Annotated in this window: 15 protein-coding genes; 13 read left to right on the top strand and 2 right to left on the bottom strand. The window is 60.6% G+C overall.

The genetic code is table 11. The features are described from left to right. Nucleotides 1-38 precede the first annotated feature (38 nt). Nucleotides 39-1,328: an OmpP1/FadL family transporter gene (locus PZN02_RS17995; RefSeq protein ID WP_280659287.1), complete on the top strand. Its 1,290-nt coding sequence runs from the start codon at nt 39-41 to the stop codon at nt 1,326-1,328. Between the two features lie 478 nt (nt 1,329-1,806). Next, a complete protein-coding gene (gene exoR, locus PZN02_RS17990; protein ID WP_280659286.1) occupies nt 1,807-2,613 on the top strand; it encodes an exopolysaccharide production regulator ExoR in 807 nt (268 codons plus the stop codon). Nucleotides 2,614-2,721: 108 nt separating this feature from the next. On the opposite strand, the gene xth is transcribed toward exoR, so the two are convergent. Further along, on the bottom strand, nt 2,722-3,513 hold the full coding sequence (xth, locus tag PZN02_RS17985) for an exodeoxyribonuclease III (protein ID WP_280659285.1): 792 nt from the start codon (nt 3,511-3,513) through the stop codon (nt 2,722-2,724). A 187-nt stretch (nt 3,514-3,700) separates the two neighbouring features. On the opposite strand from xth, the gene PZN02_RS17980 reads away from it, so the two are divergent. After that, nucleotides 3,701-5,164 (top strand): phospholipase D-like domain-containing protein, encoded by a 1,464-nt coding sequence (locus PZN02_RS17980; protein WP_280659284.1) that lies wholly within the window; start codon nt 3,701-3,703, stop codon nt 5,162-5,164. Between the two features lie 44 nt (nt 5,165-5,208). Here PZN02_RS17980 and erpA read toward each other — a convergent pair whose 3' ends face one another. Beyond that, nucleotides 5,209-5,541, bottom strand: a complete 333-nt coding sequence (gene erpA, locus PZN02_RS17975) for an iron-sulfur cluster insertion protein ErpA (RefSeq protein ID WP_280659283.1) — start codon at nt 5,539-5,541, stop codon at nt 5,209-5,211. A gap of 215 nt (nt 5,542-5,756) precedes the next feature. Here erpA and PZN02_RS17970 point away from each other — a divergent pair, with 215 nt between their 5' ends. The 10 genes from PZN02_RS17970 to tatC all read left to right on the top strand — a co-directional run bounded on the left by PZN02_RS17970 (nt 5,757) and on the right by tatC (nt 17,616). Next, nucleotides 5,757-6,974 (top strand): deoxyguanosinetriphosphate triphosphohydrolase, encoded by a 1,218-nt coding sequence (locus PZN02_RS17970; protein ID WP_280659282.1) that lies wholly within the window; start codon nt 5,757-5,759, stop codon nt 6,972-6,974. Between the two features lie 97 nt (nt 6,975-7,071). Beyond that, nucleotides 7,072-8,832 carry an arginine--tRNA ligase gene (gene argS, locus PZN02_RS17965; protein WP_280659281.1) on the top strand — a complete coding sequence of 587 codons (1,761 nt, stop codon included), beginning with the start codon at nt 7,072-7,074 and terminating at the stop codon, nt 8,830-8,832. Nucleotides 8,833-8,895: 63 nt separating this feature from the next. Then, nucleotides 8,896-11,814, top strand: a complete 2,919-nt coding sequence (locus PZN02_RS17960) for an SPOR domain-containing protein (protein ID WP_280659280.1) — start codon at nt 8,896-8,898, stop codon at nt 11,812-11,814. 141 nt (nt 11,815-11,955) lie between these two features. Next, complete coding sequence (gene nagZ / locus PZN02_RS17955; protein ID WP_280659279.1) at nt 11,956-12,972, top strand: beta-N-acetylhexosaminidase; 1,017 nt, start codon at nt 11,956-11,958, stop codon at nt 12,970-12,972. A 75-nt stretch (nt 12,973-13,047) separates the two neighbouring features. After that, nucleotides 13,048-13,866 (top strand): segregation and condensation protein A, encoded by an 819-nt coding sequence (locus tag PZN02_RS17950; protein ID WP_280661535.1) that lies wholly within the window; start codon nt 13,048-13,050, stop codon nt 13,864-13,866. Next, a complete protein-coding gene (gene scpB / locus PZN02_RS17945; protein ID WP_280659278.1) occupies nt 13,859-14,587 on the top strand; it encodes an SMC-Scp complex subunit ScpB in 729 nt (242 codons plus the stop codon). The genes PZN02_RS17950 and scpB overlap by 8 nt, the downstream gene beginning before the upstream one ends. An 80-nt stretch (nt 14,588-14,667) precedes the next feature. Next, nucleotides 14,668-15,777 (top strand): ABC transporter ATP-binding protein, encoded by a 1,110-nt coding sequence (locus PZN02_RS17940; protein WP_280659277.1) that lies wholly within the window; start codon nt 14,668-14,670, stop codon nt 15,775-15,777. Between the two features lie 92 nt (nt 15,778-15,869). After that, a complete protein-coding gene (locus PZN02_RS17935; RefSeq protein ID WP_280659276.1) occupies nt 15,870-16,076 on the top strand; it encodes a twin-arginine translocase TatA/TatE family subunit in 207 nt (68 codons plus the stop codon). A gap of 74 nt (nt 16,077-16,150) precedes the next feature. Continuing rightward, entirely contained in the window at nt 16,151-16,777 is a 627-nt protein-coding gene (tatB, locus tag PZN02_RS17930; protein WP_280659275.1) for a Sec-independent protein translocase protein TatB, read from the top strand. Beyond that, nucleotides 16,774-17,616, top strand: coding sequence for a twin-arginine translocase subunit TatC (gene tatC, locus PZN02_RS17925; protein WP_280659274.1), 843 nt, complete (start codon nt 16,774-16,776; stop codon nt 17,614-17,616). The genes tatB and tatC overlap by 4 nt, the downstream gene beginning before the upstream one ends. The last annotated feature ends 39 nt before the right edge of the window (nt 17,617-17,655 follow it).

Raw genomic sequence — 17,655 nt, 5'->3', positions numbered from 1 at the left:
TGGATTGTCGCACACTGAAAGTGCAGGGGAGGAGCTTAATGGCTCAAAGTGGAATGAAGCAGGGCATTTTGGCGGTCGTCGCCGGAATGCTCGCGGTATCGGCTGCGCACGCTGGGGGGCTTGAGCGCAGCGGTTATAATATCGATCTGCTGTTTGACCCGTCGGACTACGCTGCCGAGGCGACTGCGACCTACGTCAATCCGCAGCGTAAGTTGAAGAATGTAAGGGATACGGATCCCGACAATACAAACCCGGCGACTGGAGAGTTTGGTGGCGGCGACTTGAGCTATCGTCCCAATACCGCAGACGATTCGGAAAACTATTGGGCGCCCCGCATCGGCGTTAAGGCTGCATTGGGTGACAGTATTGACTGTATGGCGGACTACTCGCAGCCTTGGGGCGCCCACACCAACCCTGGCCAGAACTGGGCCGGCGCCAACAACAACATCGAGACTAAGGTTGAAAGCGACAATTACGCTGCGACCTGCTCCTACAAGTGGGAGATGGGGCCTGGGTACGTTCGTGTGATTGGGGGTGTCTTCTACCAGGAAGTAGGCGGCTTCAAAGAGCGACTCGTTCAGGACTATACCTTTGCGGGGCCACTGTTTTCAGATTTTTCTGGTGTTGGACGACTCGAACTCGATGGCAGCGGATGGGGTTGGCGAACGGGTGTCGCGTATGAAATTCCTGAATATGCCATGCGCGCGAGCCTCGTCTACAATAGTGCCGTCGATCTAGACGACCTTTCGGGCTTCATCGATTTGCGGCAAGTGGGTTTCCCCGTCGCCACCCCGGCCGGTCCTGTAGTGGTTCCCGGGACGAAGTACGACGTTCATGGATCCGCCTCTATGCCGGATTCTTTGGAGCTCAAGGTGCAGTCCGGCATCGCTCCGGGCTGGCTTGCATTCGGATCGGTGAAGTGGACAGATTGGAGCCAATTGCAGGTGCTGAGGTTTGTGCCCAATCAACCTGGTCCCGGTCGGCTTCCGACGAGCCTCGACCTCCTTTATCGCGACGGCTGGACGGTTACCGGCGGCGTTGGCCACAAGTTTAACGATCAGTGGAGCGGGGCAGTCAGCCTCACCTGGGACCGCGGTACCAGCCACGGCTATGGCACGCAGACGGATACTTGGTTGGTCGGCACCGGCGTGTCCTACACACCCACCCAGAATGTCGAAGTTCGCCTTGCCGGAAGTGTCGGGATCTTGACCAGCGGCAGCTCGGGACCGGTCACCTTTGAGGGGCAGGTGATCGGCGACGACGTGACCTACGACTTCGACAACGATTTCGTCGGCGCGATATCTACATCACTAAAAGTCAGGTTCTGATCTCATCGATTGGAGCGTTTGAGGCCCGGTTTTCACCGGGCCTTCCTTTTATCGGCGCGAGGTATTTTCGGCTGACGGCAGCACTTTATGAGCATTCATGAATGTGACGATTCAGCAACACATTTGCTGCTATGGTTTGCTAGTATCGTGGCCGGTTCAACAATGTCCATTTCCCGCCACAAAATGAGAGCAGCGATGATAGCAGCAAATGTGCGATCGAGTGCAGTACCTGCGTTTTGAGGTGAATTGAGTTTGCGCGCTGTCATGACATCCCGTCGCAATTGGCATCAAAGGCCTTGCCGATCCGTGATCGGCGTTGGGGGAGGAGATGCGCGGGAAAATTTAGCGACAGATACGCATGTTCTTAGCCTTGCTGGGAGGTTGTGAGCACTCGAATGGCAAGCGACCGTGCATGGATTGATGTTTGCAGCGGTGGTGAGTTCGGCGTTGCCGGCTGGAACGGAAGAAATTGATTGTGATGCTCGCGGGTGAATTCAAGTCGCTTAGGGTTGCGGTGCTCGGTGTGTCGCTGGCGGTTGGTGCCTCCACCGCAGGGCCGGCGCGAGCGTTCGATCCGGGAGCGGGCGTTTCCAGGGAGTCCGGCCCGTTCGCCCTCTTCAAGTTCGGCTTTTCTGCCTACAAGAACGGCAGGAAGGACGAGGCGGTCGAGGCTTATCGTTATGCCGCCGAAAAAGGACATACGGGATCGCGCTGGGCGCTCGCCAATATGTATGCCTATGGTGACGGGGTCACCGAGAACGATCTAGAGGCATTCAAGATCTACAGCGAAATTGCCCAGCAGGGCGTCGAACCCGGGTCGGAAGACACGGGTTATTTCGTCAATGCGCTGATCTCGCTTGCCGGCTACTATCGGCGCGGCATTCCCGACAGCCCGGTGAAGATGGACCTGACTCAGGCTCGGCAGTTGTATTTCCAGGCGGCATCGACGTTTGGTGTCGCGGAGGCGCAATTCCAGCTGGCGCGGATGCTGCTTTCGGGCGAGGGCGGTACCGTCAATGTTCAACAGGCCAAGAAGTGGTTGAACCGCGCACGCAAGAATGGCCATGCCGGAGCCATGGGCGTGTTCGGGAACGTCATCTTTCAGGAAGGCCAGACCGTTCGTGGCCTTGCCTACATGACCGCGGCGCTCGACCAGTGTTCGCCGAAGGACAGGCCTTGGCTGCAGTCGATGCAGGAGCAGGCCTTCTCGCTGGCGACTGAAGACGACCGCCGCGTGGCGATCACCATGTCGCAGAACATGCACCTGCAGGCCGACGACGACTAGATCGGACCTGCAGCGCTGATCAGGCGCGCAAAGGACGCCGTAGCGCTTTGAATTGCTGCATGGTTTGTCCCTAAATCGGCTACGACCCAAGGAAACATGCAGCAGCATCTACGCCGGGTCGAAGGCGAATTCGCCTGCGACCGGCACGTGGTCGGACGGTTTTTCCCAGGAGCGCACGTGTTTTTCTATCGACGTGGACACGAGCTTGTCGGCTGCTTCGGGCGACATCATCAGGTGATCGATGCGAATGCCGAAATTTTTCGGCCAGCATCCGGCCTGATAATCCCAAAATGAATAAAGCGGCACCTCGTCCGAGGTGGCGCGCACAGCGTCCGTGAAACCGAGATTGCGAAGACGCCGGAAAGCAGCCCGCGTTTCCGGCAGGAAGAGTGCGTCGTTCTGCCAGACCTTGACGTCCCAGCAGTCGTGGGCTTCCGGAATGACATTGTAGTCGCCGGCGAGGATGAACGGTTCTTCGAGCCTCAGCCTCTGCTCCGCAAAGGTCGCCAGACGCTGCATCCAGCTCAGCTTGTAGGAGTATTTTTCGCTGTCGACGGGATTTCCATTCGGCAGGTAGAGGCAGCACACGCGGATCGCGCCGCCTTTGACGGAGAAAACGCCCTCTATGAAGCGTGCCTGCTCGTCCATGTCATCTCCGGGCAGGCCGCGATTGACTTCGTCCGGCCGCAATTTCGAGAGCAGTGCAACGCCGTTGAAACCCTTCTGGCCGTGCGTTTCGACGTGGTAGCCGAGTGCTTCGATCTCACGCCTCGGAAATGCGTCGTCGACTGACTTGATTTCCTGCAGGCAGGCGATGTCGGGGTTCGATTCTTTCAGCCAGGCGACGAGGCCGTCGAGGCGCGCCTTGGCGCCGTTGATGTTCCAGGTGGCAATCTTCATAACCAGCGTCGCCCTTCTTATCGATGAATCCTTGCGGGTTGTAGCGGCTGCGAATTCTTTTGACAAATCCGACACCTGCAACATCGGGGGCGCCATCAGACGCGGCGCAATATCGCTCGCCGCGCGCCGCATTCTGCTGACGGTTGGAGGAATTGATTCCGCCCTGTCTGGCTCTATAGTCCCCCGCATGATTGAGTTCGTCGAAAACTACTGGCCGCATTTTCTGGCGCTGCTCTCTTTCGCCTTGGGTATACCGGCGATCGTCCACGCAGCGATGACTAAGGACGACGTGCGCGCCGCCGCCGGCTGGGTCGGCGTCGTCCTCCTGTCGCCGGTGATTGGGGCTGTGGTCTACGCGGTTGCGGGCATCAATCGCATTCGTCGCACGTCCATCGGCCTGCAGCGCTCGTTGTTGCGCCCGCGAGGTGCGGATCAATTCGGCCGTTACGACGTCACGCATGACGAAATCGCCGTCGGCTTCGGACATCGCTTTGCTGCGATGAAGATGCTGGGCGACAGGGTCGCGCGGCATGCGATGTCGACGGGAAACCACATCACGATGTTGGAAGGTGGCGACACCGTCTATGCCGCAATGCTCGAGGAAATCGTCGGTGCACGCCGCAGTATCCTTATCGAAACCTACATCTTCGACAGGGATCCGATCGGCCTGCGCTTTGCCGACGCGCTGATCGCTGCCGCCAAGCGCGGGGTCAGCGTCAGGGTCCTGATCGATGCGGTCGGAGCACGCTATTCGGTGCCGAGCATCGTCAGCTATCTGCAGGAAGGCGGGGTACCGACCGCCGTCTTCAACGGCAACATCATCATGGGGCTGAGACTGCCCTATGCGAATCTCAGAACCCACCGGAAGATTCTGGTGGTCGATGGCGTCGTCGCTTTCGCCGGCGGCATGAACATTCGCGCCGGCTTCACGGCCGAAGTGGCGGGAGAGGCTGCTTCTTTCGACACGCACTTCCGTGTCACGGGACCCGTTGTCGCCGACATTTTCCAGGTCGCCGCGGAGGATTGGCAATTTTCAAGCGGAGAGAGCCTCGAGAGCGACGAATGGAAGATCGGGGTGCCGGAGGAGATCCCGGACGCGCCTCCGGTCCTCATGCGCGCCGTCCCGTCCGGTCCGGACAGCACGAACGAGACCAATCACAAGATGCTGATGGGCGCCTTCTCGGTTGCGCGCAAGCATATCCGCCTGATGTCGCCGTATTTCCTGCCGGACAAGGAACTGGTCAGCGCCCTGGTGACTGCGGCCCGCAGGGGCGTGGAAGTGGACATCGTCGTGCCGGCGGTCAACAATCTGACGCTCATCGACCGGGCAATGACCGCCCAGTTCGACCAGGTTCTCAAAGGCCATTGCCGGGTGTGGCGGGCGCAGGGAGCGTTTAACCATTCCAAGCTGATGGTGGTCGATGAGCGTTGGACCTATGTCGGTTCCAGCAATCTCGACCCGCGCTCGCTGCGCCTCAATTTCGAGTTCGATCTCGAAGTCCTCGACGATGCTTTTGCGCAGGCAGTCAGCAACAAGATCTGTGCGACATTGACGTCGGCGGAGGAGGTTACGCTTGCGGAACTGCGCAAGCAGCCTTTCCTCAATCGTCTGGCGAACCGTCTTCTCTGGCTGGGGTCACCCTATCTTTAGCGCTTGCGGGGAGGTCCAAGCGGGATGTGAGCGGCGGACCTTCGTCAGATCGAAAAGCTCGTCCCGCAGCCGCAGCTCGCGACGGCATTCGGGTTTTTGATCTGAAAGGACTGACCGAGCAGGTTATCGACGAAATCGATTTCCGAGCCGCCCATATAGATGAGGGACAGGCTGTCGATCAGGACCTTGGCGCTTCCCTTTTCTAGAACCAGATCGTCATCGTTCTCAGCGTCGACCAGATCGAATTTGTAGGAAAAACCGGAGCAGCCGCCACCTTCGACGGAGACGCGCATCGCGCTCTTGTTCTTCTCCGTCTGGAGAATCGCGGCGATGCGCTTGGCAGCCGCATCGGAAAGGGTGACTGTTTCCTGTGTCATTGTGTGCCTCCTGCCGGGGTCAAGAACCGGAGAGATTCGTTCTCGCGCTTGGCCTTCCGAAGGTTAAGCCGGAAAATCGGCCTGAAAACCCGCTGCCAAACCATTGATCTGTCTTCAGGACCCTCACGACAGTTCGCCGCGGCTTTCCTGTAGCGTACACTATAGGTATGAAGGCTTGAATGTCCCGTCAATGGGACGGCCGGCACAGGTGAGAAATGACTTTCGACAGACAGGCCCTTGGCTTCGGTTATGGCGAACATGCCGTCTTTGCGTCGGATCCCTGGGCTACGCGCGGCAGGCTCTATCCCGAGGCGGGCAGTCCGACACGCTCCGATTTCCAGCGCGACCGTGATCGCATCGTCCATACGACAGCGTTTCGCCGATTGAAGCACAAGACGCAGGTATTCATCGCCGCGGATGGTGACCACTACCGCACCCGCCTGACGCATACGATCGAAGTCTCGCAGATCGCACGCGCGCTGGCGCGCGCCCTGAAGCTCGACGAGGATCTTGCGGAGGGCGTCGCCCTTGTCCATGACTTCGGCCACACGCCGTTCGGGCATACCGGCGAGGATGCGCTGCACGAGGTGCTCAAGCCCTATGGCGGCTTCGACCACAATGCGCAGTCGCTGCGCATCGTCACTAAGCTGGAGCGACGCTACGCGGAATTCGATGGACTGAACCTCACGTGGGAAAGCCTTGAAGGTCTCGTCAAGCACAACGGCCCGTTGATGACGCCGGCGGGCGAGGGCACGCGCGGTCCAGTCCCGCAACCGATCCTCGATTATTGCGCTCTGCATGATCTCGAACTCGCGAGCTTTGCAAGCCTGGAAGCCCAGGCTGCGGCGATCGCCGACGATATCGCCTACAATACCCACGACATAGACGACGGACTGCGTGCGGGATATCTGACTTTCGAGATGCTGGAGGAGGTTCCGTTCCTCGCCCGATTGATGCGCGAGGTTCATGATCGTTATCCAGGACTCGAAAGAAGCCGCTTCACGCACGAGATCATGCGCCGTCAGATCACGGCGATGGTGGAAGACGTCATTGGCATCGCCCAGGCCCGTCTTCGCGAAATCCGGCCGCAAAGTGCCGGCGACGTGCGGCAGGCAGGCAGGGTGATCGCCACGTTCTCGGAGGAGATGAGTGAGACTGACCGGCAGATCAAACATCTTCTGATGACCCGAATCTACCGCCATCCTGAGGTGATGCGGGTGCGGCAGGGAGCAGCCTCGATCGTCACCGATCTCTACCGGGCCTTCATGGCCGATCCGCTTTTGATGAAGGAACACCACTGGATCGACCAGATTGTCGGAATGGCGGAACCGGCTCGGGCGCGCCACGTGGGAGACTATCTCGCCGGGATGACGGACACTTTCGCGATCAGTGCGCATAGGCGCTTGTTTGACCACACGCCTGATTTGCGGTAGTGACGCCCCGCCCGGAGGCTGCAGGTTCAAATGAACCCGGCCTCCTTTTGAGTTTTGCGCCATTCTCCAGTTTGGCTGGAAAAAGCGGACGGATCAGATGAACCTTTTCACAGACTTCGAATCAAGAATTAAAAGCATTCTGGAAGCGCTTGATATCGTGCGTGAAAAGCGGTCTGAGCTTGATTTCGGGCGCATCAATATCGAGCCGCCCCGCGATGCAAGTCACGGTGACGTGGCGACCAATGCGGCCATGGTTCTCGCCAAATCGTTGGGCATGAACCCGCGCGCGCTTGCCGACCTCATCGTCGAGAAACTCCGGCAGGATCCGGAAATCACCGAGGTTACCGTTGCCGGACCGGGCTTTATCAATGTCCGCGTGTCGGTTCCCTACTGGCAGAAGCTCCTGGCCTCTGTGGTGAGGGCCGGGACCGACTACGGCCGCAGCACCGTCGGCGCGGGACGCAAAGTAAATGTCGAATACGTCTCCGCTAACCCAACTGGGCCGATGCACGTCGGGCATTGCCGCGGCGCGGTTGTCGGCGATGCGCTGGCCAATCTTCTCGCCTTTGCCGGCTACGACGTGACCAAGGAATACTACATCAACGATGCGGGCTCGCAGATCGATGTTCTGGCGCGCTCGGCGTTCCTTCGCTACCGGCAGGCGCTCGGCGAGGACATTGGGCAGATCCCGGCGGGCCTCTATCCCGGCGACTATCTCGTCCCGGTCGGCGAGGCGCTGGCGGACGAATTCGGTACAAGTCTCCGGATCATGCCGGACGACAAGTGGATGCCGCTCGTCAAGGAGCGCGTGATCGACGCGATGATGGCGATGATCCGCGAGGATCTGGCTGCGCTGAACGTCCATCATGATGTCTTCTTCTCGGAGCGGACGCTGCACGACAACAACGCAACGCGAATCCGCACGGCGATCAACGACCTGACTTTCAAGGGACATGTCTACAAGGGCACACTGCCCCCGCCGAAGGGGCAGTTGCCGGAGGATTGGGAAGACCGCGAGCAGACGCTGTTTCGTTCGACGGAAGTTGGCGACGACATCGACCGTCCGCTGATCAAGTCAGACGGCAGTTATACCTATTTCGCGGCCGACGTTGCTTACTTCAAGGACAAGTTCGACCGCGGCTTCAACGAGATGATCTATGTGCTTGGCGCTGACCACGGCGGCTATGTCAAGCGGCTGGAAGCCCTGGCGCGCGCCGTGTCGGGCGGGACGGCGAAGCTGACGGTGCTGCTTTGCCAGCTCGTCAAGCTCTATCGCGGCGGCGAGCCCGTGAAGATGTCCAAGCGGTCCGGCGACTTCGTAACGCTGCGCGACGTTGTCGATGAAGTCGGCCGGGATCCCGTTCGCTTCATGATGATCTACCGGAAGAACACCGAGCCTCTCGACTTCGACTTCGCCAAGGTGACCGAACAGTCGAAGGATAACCCGGTCTTCTATGTACAATATGCGCATGCACGCTGCAGCTCCGTGTTCCGCCAGGCGGCGGAAGCGTTCCCTGATCTTGATTTCTCGTCGCTTGATCTTGCCGCTGCAGTGACGGGAGCGATCGTTGATCCTGCCGAGATGCAGATCGTCGCGAAGCTCGCAGAATATCCCCGCGTCGTCGAGGCTGCGGCACTCTCGCAGGAGCCTCACCGAATCGCTTTTTATCTGTATGATCTTGCCGCAGCCTTCCACGGACACTGGAATAAAGGTAAAGAAAATCCGGAATTACGTTTTATTAACGATAAGAACAGAGAATTGAGCATTGCCAGACTCGGGCTGGTGCATGCTGTCGCCTCGGTATTGAAGTCGGGCCTGTCTATTACGGGCACCTCAGCGCCGGAAGAGATGCGGTAAGTATTGTCACCATTTCCCCACAATGCACTGGCAAACGAACGCAGGCAATTGTGAGTGGAGAGTATGGCAGACAAACAATTCGCACGAAGCGGGCCGGCAGAATTCGATGTATTGGCCGACGATGATCCGTTGAGCGAACTTGCCCGCATTGTCGGTTACGATGCTCGGCCAGCCGTTCAGCAATTGCAAGAACTGCAGCGGCACCAGGAGGCCGTCCGGCGGGATCCTGCCTTCGACCTTGAGGAAGAGCTTCTCCGCGAGTTCGATAGCTATGACGCTCCGCGCGCTGTTGCGGTTCACCCGGATAGCGGGCTTGTCGAGCATCCGGTCGCCGGCGGCGTGACGGAGCAGTATCACGCCGACGCCATTGAGCCGGCTGCCGAGTCCGCGGTCGTTGCGGTCGAAGATCGCGTTTCTCCAATTTCCGAACCAGCCGAAGATCGAGACAACGATCCTGCTTTGGATGCTCCGGTTGCCGATACGGTGGCGCCGGCCGATCTCGATGTCGTCGATGTTGGCGAGTTCGCGGAAATCCATCCGGCCGTCGATCTGGAGCGCGAGCTCGAACTCTCGCTCGGCTACGAAGATCTGTCGCTTGCACAGGATTCCCAAGGTTCCGAAGCTGTCTACACGAGTGGCAGCATTCAGTCGCACTCGGGCCGGAGTGAAGCCTTCGATGCGCCCGCCTTTGACGCCCTGCACGTACCGCTTGCGCTTCACGCTGCCGCCGCTCGGGCCGCCGAACCTGCAGAGAGCTCGGATGCGCTGTTTATCGACATGGCGGATGAGCTTGCCAGAAGCAACGAGCAAACGGCCGCGCCGATTGGCAATGCTGCCGTAGCACCGGCTGTGGCCGCGTCTGGCTCCAAGGATGAGGTCGACCGTCTTCTTGCCGATGTCGAGCGTTTTCCTGTGCCGGTCGCGACAGGTCTGTTGGCGGCGGCCGTGGAGGCCCACCCGGCGATCCATGCGTCCCCCGCTGCGCCGGTCAAGAAGAGCAGCTATCCTTTTAAGCCCACCTTCAGCCGTGCGACGCCGGTTGCGTCCGCCTCTGGCGCATCGCAGCAGCGCGCCTTCGCCGCGCCGATCGCCGAGCCTGTCGTCGCAAAAACTCCCGCCACGCCAGTCGCATCGCCACCGCCAGCGCCGGAGCCCGTTCAGGAAGTGGCTGCGGTCGAGCCGGAACCGAGCTTCGACATCGAGGATTTCGAGCTTGAATTGTCGGACCTTGCTCTGGATATAGACCCGCCGGAGACTGATGCACGGCAAGAGGTCCAGGCAGCAGTTGAGCAGCCGGTCGTTGCGCATCCTGCATTGGTCGAGCCGGCGGCACAGCCCTTCCTGCAGGCGCTGTCCGTCTCGGCTGAAGCCGAAGTCCGCCGCGATGAGCCGCGGGCGTCGACGGCGGTCGTAGAGGAAGAAGTACCGGCCGAAAGCGCGTTGCCTTTCGATCCCGCAATGATCGCCGAGCCGGAAAGCGGCGTGGCGCCGATAGCGGACGTCGACGTGCCACAGTTGCCGGCTCTGGATGTCGAAGAAAAACCGGCCGCCTTTGCGACCGACTACGATCTCGATATCGACGCGGAAATGGCGCAGCTTTTCAGCACGCCGGCGCCCCGGGGCGCTCCGCGTGTCGACGATCACCGTGCTGATGCCGCAGCGGCGAAGCCAAGTCCTCAAGCCTTGGCGGTCGATGATTTCGACGAATTTGAAAAAGCGATGGAAGAAGACTTCCATCGCTCGATGGCCGAGCGTCAGAACGCGGCCAAGGACACGGAACGCCTGGCGGCGCCGAGACTGGATCGCGCCGCGGAATATAGCGAGCAGGGCTATGGTCGCCGCTCCCAACGCACGATGCTTCTGGCCGCCAGCGTAGCGGGCGTCATCATTCTCGGTGGTGCCGGCGTCTATGCCTGGATGGGGGGCAGCAGTGCCACCCTCACTGGCGACGGCCCGAAGATCATCCTGGCGGACAAGAATCCGGTAAAGGTTGTCCCGGAAGAGAAGGGCGGCAAGACCGTACCGAACCAGGACAAGGCCGTCTACGATCGTGTCGCCGGAGCTCAGGGGGATGTACCGCGCCAGGGGGCGTTGGTCTCCTCGACCGAAGAGCCGATGGATGTAGTACAGAAAACGCTGACGCCAGAGACTTTGCCGCTGGAAGGCAGCGAGGATGGTGACGTAATGACGGCCACTCCCCCGGCAGATGAGGAGGAAGTGGCGCGCCTGCTGCCTGACGGAGACACAAGCGACGCTGCGGCGGCCGAGGAGGAAAAAGCTCCTGCGGTGGCTCCGCGCAAGGTCCGCACGATGATCGTCAAGCCCGACGGCACGCTGGTCGCTCGCGAAGAGCCGGCGGCTCCGCCGGCGAACGACGCGACGGCGAGTGTCAACGAACAATCCATTCCGGCGACCGCTTCCGGTCAGGCCGCGGCCTCGGGCTCCAAGGGTGCCGCGACCGTCGCCGATGCCGGATCTGAGCTGCGTGCCAGCGAGCAACCGGCTGCCGGTGTCGAGAAGGTTGCCCTGGCTGCGCCTAGCGATGCTCCCCTCGAGGAGGTCGCTGTCCGCAGCGTGAAGACAACAGCGATTGGCAGCGGAGCGGCGCCCGTGCCGCAGACGCGTCCGGCGGGCCAGGCCGTTGCGAATGCCGCGAAAACGCCTGCGAAAAACGAACCCGCGACGGAAACGGCAAATGCAGCACCGGCCGCACCGCTTGCGACCGCCTCCGTGCCTGCCGGCAGCTACGTGATCCAGATCGCCTCGCTGCCTTCTGAAGCCGAAGCGCAGAAGAGCTACAACAGCCTTTCCGCGAAGTTCGGCAGTGTCATCGGCGGCCGCGGCGTCGATATTCGCAAGGCTGAGATCGCCGGCAAGGGGACCTACTATCGAGTGCGTATTCCGGCCGGCTCGCGGGAGGAGGCCAATGCGCTTTGCTCCCGCTACAAGAGCGCAGGCGGAAGCTGCCTGGTTACGAAGTAAGTCCGGGAAAGATCAACAAAGCGGGGCGCGGCAGAAATGTCGCGCTCTTTTCTTTTGTGGAACGACGCTTTGTCTGTGAATGATCGAGGAAGTGCGGCTTTGTGACTTCGCGCCGAACGGCGCGCGCACTATGATTCTGGCATGAGCGAATCAAAAGCATTTATCTCCGGCTGCAAAGGCCTTTCCCTGACCGCAGAAGAGCGCAGGTTCTTTGACGGCGAGCGCCCCTGGGGTTTCATCCTTTTCGGTCGCAACATCGGCGAGGAAAATCAGATCTCCGATCTCGTCGCCGGGTTGCGCGACAGCATCGATAATCCGAACGCCCCGGTGCTGATCGACCAGGAAGGCGGTCGCGTCCAGCGCATCCGGCCGCCGCTTGTCCAGCAATACCCGAACGGTGCCGCGATTGGCGAGATATATCGTCGGGACCGGGAGCAGGGGCTGCGTGCAGCGTGGCTTATGGGGCGCCTCCACGCTTTCGACCTGATGCGGTTTGGCATCACCGTCGATTGCCTGCCGGTCCTCGACGTGCCGGTGCCGGGGAGCCATGACGTCATCGGCAACCGGGCCTATGGGCATGATCCGGAGACGGTGACCGCGATCGGTCGTGCAATGAGTGAGGGACTGAAAGCGGGCGGCATGCTGCCGGTCATGAAGCACATGCCGGGCCATGGCCGCACGTTCGTGGATTCACACCACAACTTGCCCGTTGTGGAAGCCAGCATCGAGGAATTGCAGCGAAGCGACTTCCTCCCTTTCATCGCCATGAAGGACGAAGTCATGGCCATGTCGGCGCATATGGTCTTTACTGCGATCGATCCCGACAATCCGGCCACGACTTCGCCAAAGGTCGTCAGCGAAATCATTCGCGGCCATATCGGTTTCGATGGGCTTTTGATGTCGGACGATGTTTCGATGAATGCGCTTGCCGGGGATATGGCTGCTCGCGCGCGTGGCATTATTGGCGCCGGCCTTGATCTCGTCTTGCATTGTCATGGCATAATGGAAGAAATGAGGGCCGTTGCGGATGTCGTTCCGGTCCTGTCGGGCGATCGGCTGCGTCGCGCAAGAACTGCGGAGGCAGCCTTCCGGAAGCCGGACGATGCCGACCAGGATGCATTGAGGACGGAGTTCAACGTGATGTTCGCCTTGGCTTAGGCGAGAAAGCGGCGGAAAGGCGAGTTGGTGAGCAATACGGGCGAATGGCAGGGCCAACCTGGAGCAAAGGCACCGATGGAGCCTTTGTGGCAGGACGAGGCTGCCGATCGCGGATTGCATGAGGAAGCCCTCGTCGTCGACCTTGCCGGTTTCGAAGGCCCGCTCGACCTGCTGCTCCATCTTGCGCGCAGTCAGCGCGTCGATCTTTCACGGATCTCCGTGCTGGCGCTTGCTGAACAGTACATCGCCTTCATCGAGCGCGTCCGTTCCATCCGCATCGAGCTCGCGGCCGACTATCTCGTCATGGCCGCGTGGCTTGCCTATCTCAAGTCACGCCTGCTGCTCCCGCAACAGGCCAAGGATGAGGGGCCCTCCGGCGAGGAGATGGCTTCGGCGCTGGCGTTCCGGCTGAAGCGGCTCGAAGCCATGCGCGACGCCGCAACAAGGCTCGTCAACAGAAACCGGCTCGGCCGCGACGTCTTCGCGCGCGGTGCGCCGGAACATATCGTCGCCGAAAAGCGATCGGGTTACGACGCGTCCCTCTATGACCTGTTGACCGCCTATGCGAGCCTCAGGCAGCGTCAGGCGATAACGCAGGTGACGATCGAGAAACGCCATGTCTGGTCGCTGTCCGATGCGCGCCTGATCCTGGCGCGGATGATCGGCAGTCTCGACGATTGGACGGCGCTTGATCATTTTCTCCTCCGCTACATGACGAGCCCGAAAGAGCGCGCAACGGCGATCGCGAGCTCCTTTGCCGCGTCACTCGAAATGGTTCGCGAAGGAAGGTTGGAGATCCGGCAGGAGGGTGCCTTCGCGCCCATCTATCTACGGCGTGGACCAAAGCCGATCGACGCGGCAACCCTGGCGGAAATGGAGGCAGCGCGTGGCTGAAGCGCAGAAGTACTTGCCGGGGTTGCCGGACGAAGAGGAGGAGCACGAAGCGGTTACCCTCGATCCCAGGCTCGAGCGGGAAGCCGAGCGGATCGCGGAGGCGCTGGTCTTCGCATCGGCTCAGCCCATTTCCGAAACCTATATCGCGAGCCGGCTTCCCCGTGGCGCCGACGTCGGGCGCATCATGGCGCGGTTGAAGGCACTCTATGCCGCGCGTGGCGTCAATCTTGTCCAGGTTGCCGACCACTGGGCGTTCCGCACAGCTGCCGACCTCTCCTTTGTCGTCCAGACGGACGAACAGGAAGTCAGGAAATTGTCGCGGGCCGCCCTCGAGGTGCTGGCGATCATCGCCTACCATCAGCCGGTGACCCGCGCGGAAATCGAGGACATACGCGGCGTGCAGACGTCGAAGGGGACGCTGGACGTGTTGATGGAGGCCGGCTGGGTGCGCTTTCGCGGGCGCAGGCGAACCCCGGGACGGCCCGTAACGTTCGGAACGACGCGGGATTTCCTCGATCATTTCGCCCTGGAGGAAATTCGCGATCTCCCAGGCATCGAAGAACTGAAGGGTGCCGGCCTCCTATCCGGGCGCATTCCATCCAATCTGCACATTCCGGTTCCGGCCGGCGAGGAAGAACTCTCCGAGAACGAGGATCCCATTACGCAAATGGACCTTGAAGAACTCGGCCTCTTGACACCGAAGGCTGAAGAAGACGATTAAAATCCTGACTAGGAATATCGGCTTTAGATCCGGGTACCGGCGTTTCGCCGCCAGGCCTCCGGTTCAAGGAATGAATGAGCATGGTTTCAGACGCATACAACGGCGCCGTCATGGCAATGCGACGGTCCGGAGTGTCATTCGCGGCGAGCCTGGCATTCGAGGATATCAGCCACCGCTATCATTCCAAGGAAACGATCAAGGGCTTCACGCTCACGGCTAAAGCCGGCGAAGTGCTTTGCCTGCTCGGCCCATCGGGATCGGGCAAGACGACGTTGCTGCGCATCGCGGCAGGCATCGAGATGCAGACCAGCGGTCGTCTCCTCCTGAACGGACAGGAAATTTCCGGCCCGTCGGTCTTTCTCCCGCCCGAGAAGCGCGGCGTCGGACTGATGTTTCAGGATTTCGCGCTTTTTCCTCACATGACGATCCGCGACAACGTCTGCTTTGGATTGACGGCGCTGCCCAAGAAGGCGGCGCTGGTGCAGGCGGATGCGGCACTGGAGCGTGTGGGCCTGCTGCATTACGCCGACCGTTATCCCCATGTGCTCTCGGGCGGCGAGCAGCAGCGCGTTGCACTTGCCCGCGCGCTTGCGCCGCGACCTGCGGTCTTGCTGATGGACGAACCCTTCTCGGGCCTCGACTCTCGCCTCAAGGATTCAATCCGCGCCGATACGCTCGCCATTCTGCGCGAGACGCGTGCGACGGCAATCGTCGTAACACATGACGCCGAGGAGGCGATGCGCATGGCCGATCGCATCGCCCTGTTGAAAGACGGGCGCCTGGTGCAGGTCGGTACGGCCGATGAGCTTTATCGCAAACCGCGCGACCTCTTCGCAGCCGGGTTCTTTTCCGAGATAAATGTCTTTGATGCGCGTGTGCGGGGCGGTCGCGTCGAAACGCCGCTCGGAGACGTGCCCGCGGGACATTACAAAGAGGGACAGCCCTTGAGCGTCGCAGTCAGGCTCTCTGGCGTTCACCTCAAGGAGGAGGGCGGCGATATTCCTGCGCGCATCCTGTCGAGACGCTTTCTCGGCGTCGTCGAGCTGTTGGAGCTTGCCGTGCCGCAATTCGAGCGTACAGTGCGGGCACGTATCCGCGCCGATCTGTTGCCACAAGGATTGCGTGACGTCACGCTTTCCGTTAACGAGCGCGACATATTGCTGTTTGAAAAAGACGCCTCAACATCCTAGGGTCCATCGGGAATGAGGGCTTGCCGGCGGCACGCCTGAAAATTGACAACGTGATGGGCTTTGATTGAATGAGGCCCTAAGGGAGTAAGTGCATGGGTTCCTTTAGCATCTGGCATTGGCTGATCGTCCTGGTGGTGATCCTGCTGCTGTTCGGCCGCGGCAAGATTCCGGAACTGATGGGTGATGTCGCCAAGGGCATCAAGAGCTTCAAGAAGGGCATGGGCGACGATGACGCCGCTCCGACCGACAAGCCGATCGACGGCAAGACCGTCGAGCACAAGTCTGACGAAGTCCGCTAACAAGCAAAAGCTGGCGAGACCGGGCGGACTCTTCCACCCGGTCGTTCGCGTCACGTTTTTTTAGGGCACGTCGGATGTTTGATATCGGCTGGACCGAGCTTGTTGTTATCGCAATCGTCTTGATTGTCGTCGTTGGACCGAAGGACCTGCCGCCAATGCTGCGGGCCTTTGGGCGCATGACGTCCAAGATGCGCGGGATGGCGGCAGATTTTCGCCATCAGTTCGACGAGGCCTTGCGGGAAGCCGATCTGGATGAGGTGCGCAAGACGATCAGCGATGCGCAAAGTCTCAATCCGACCGCGGCGTTGCGGGACGCCATGAATCCGCTGCGCCAGCTTGGAAACGAGATCAAGTCCGATCTGCAGAAGGCGACGACGCCGGACAAGCCGGCGCAGCCGGAGCCGGTACAGCCTGCGGCTGAGGCGACGAAGACCGAAGCTCCGGTGGAAACCGTGGCGAAGCCCGCTGAGGTTCCTGCTGCAACGGCAAACGAACCGAAGGTGGAAGAAAAAAAGGCGGAGAGCGTCGGCAAGACCAAAGCCGCGCTTGCGCCGTCGAAGAAGCCTGCTGCCGCAACAACCAAGAAAGCGGCGACGAAGCCACGGGCCGAGAAAGCTTCGTCAACTGCCGAGCGGCAGGCCGAGACCAAGACCAAGACGCAGAAGGCGCGTGCGACCTCGCGCAAGAAAGGTGACGCATGAGCGGCGATATCGAGGACCGGCCGCAGCCACTGATCGAGCACCTCATCGAGTTGCGCACGAGGCTGATTTGGGCGGTCGGCGCATTTTTTGTCGCCTTTCTTGTCTGCTTCTATTTTGCCAAGCAGTTGTTCAACTTCCTCGTCCTGCCGTTCAAGTGGGCAGTGAGCTGGGCCGGCCTCACCCACCGCAACGTTGAGCTCATTTACACGGCGCCGCAGGAGTTCTTCTTCACCCAGATCAAGGTTGCGATGTTTGGCGCTCTGGTGATCGCCTTTCCGGTGATCGCGTCGCAGATCTACAAGTTTGTTGCGCCTGGTCTCTACAAGAACGAACGCGCAGCCTTCCTGCCGTTCCTGATCGCTTCGCCGGTTCTGTTTCTCATCGGCGGCGCGCTGGTCTATTTCTTCTTCACGCCGATGGTCATGTGGTTTTTCCTGGCCATGGAGCAGGGCGGCGGCGAAGGGCAGGTTGCGATCCAACTCCTGCCAAAAGTATCGGAATATCTGAGCCTGATCATGTCGTTGGTGTTCGCCTTCGGCCTCGTCTTCCAGTTGCCTGTTGTCACCACGCTGCTTGCGCGTGTCGGTTTCGTCACGGCCCAGGGGCTCGCCGAAAAGCGCAAATACGCGATCGTCATCGCCTTCGTCGTCGCGGCCGTTTTGACGCCGCCAGATCCCGTGTCCCAGATCGGTCTTGCGCTGCCAGCCATCCTTCTCTACGAAATTTCCATCTATACGGCGCGACTCGTCGAAAGACAGCGCGCGAGAGACGCACTCGCAAGCGAGATCGCCTCTTCGCAGGAAAGTTCCTCCGAGACGACCGGACCCGCGAAGGGCTGACTGTCTGACGTTCTCGCGCCGTGACCTGCAGCGCCTCAC

It is taken from the genome of Sinorhizobium garamanticum, from assembly GCF_029892065.1.
Taxonomy (GTDB): Bacteria; Pseudomonadota; Alphaproteobacteria; order Rhizobiales; family Rhizobiaceae; genus Sinorhizobium; species Sinorhizobium garamanticum.
The sequence above is the reverse complement of the archived record's forward strand: the minus strand, read 5'-3'. Positions and strand labels throughout refer to the sequence as shown.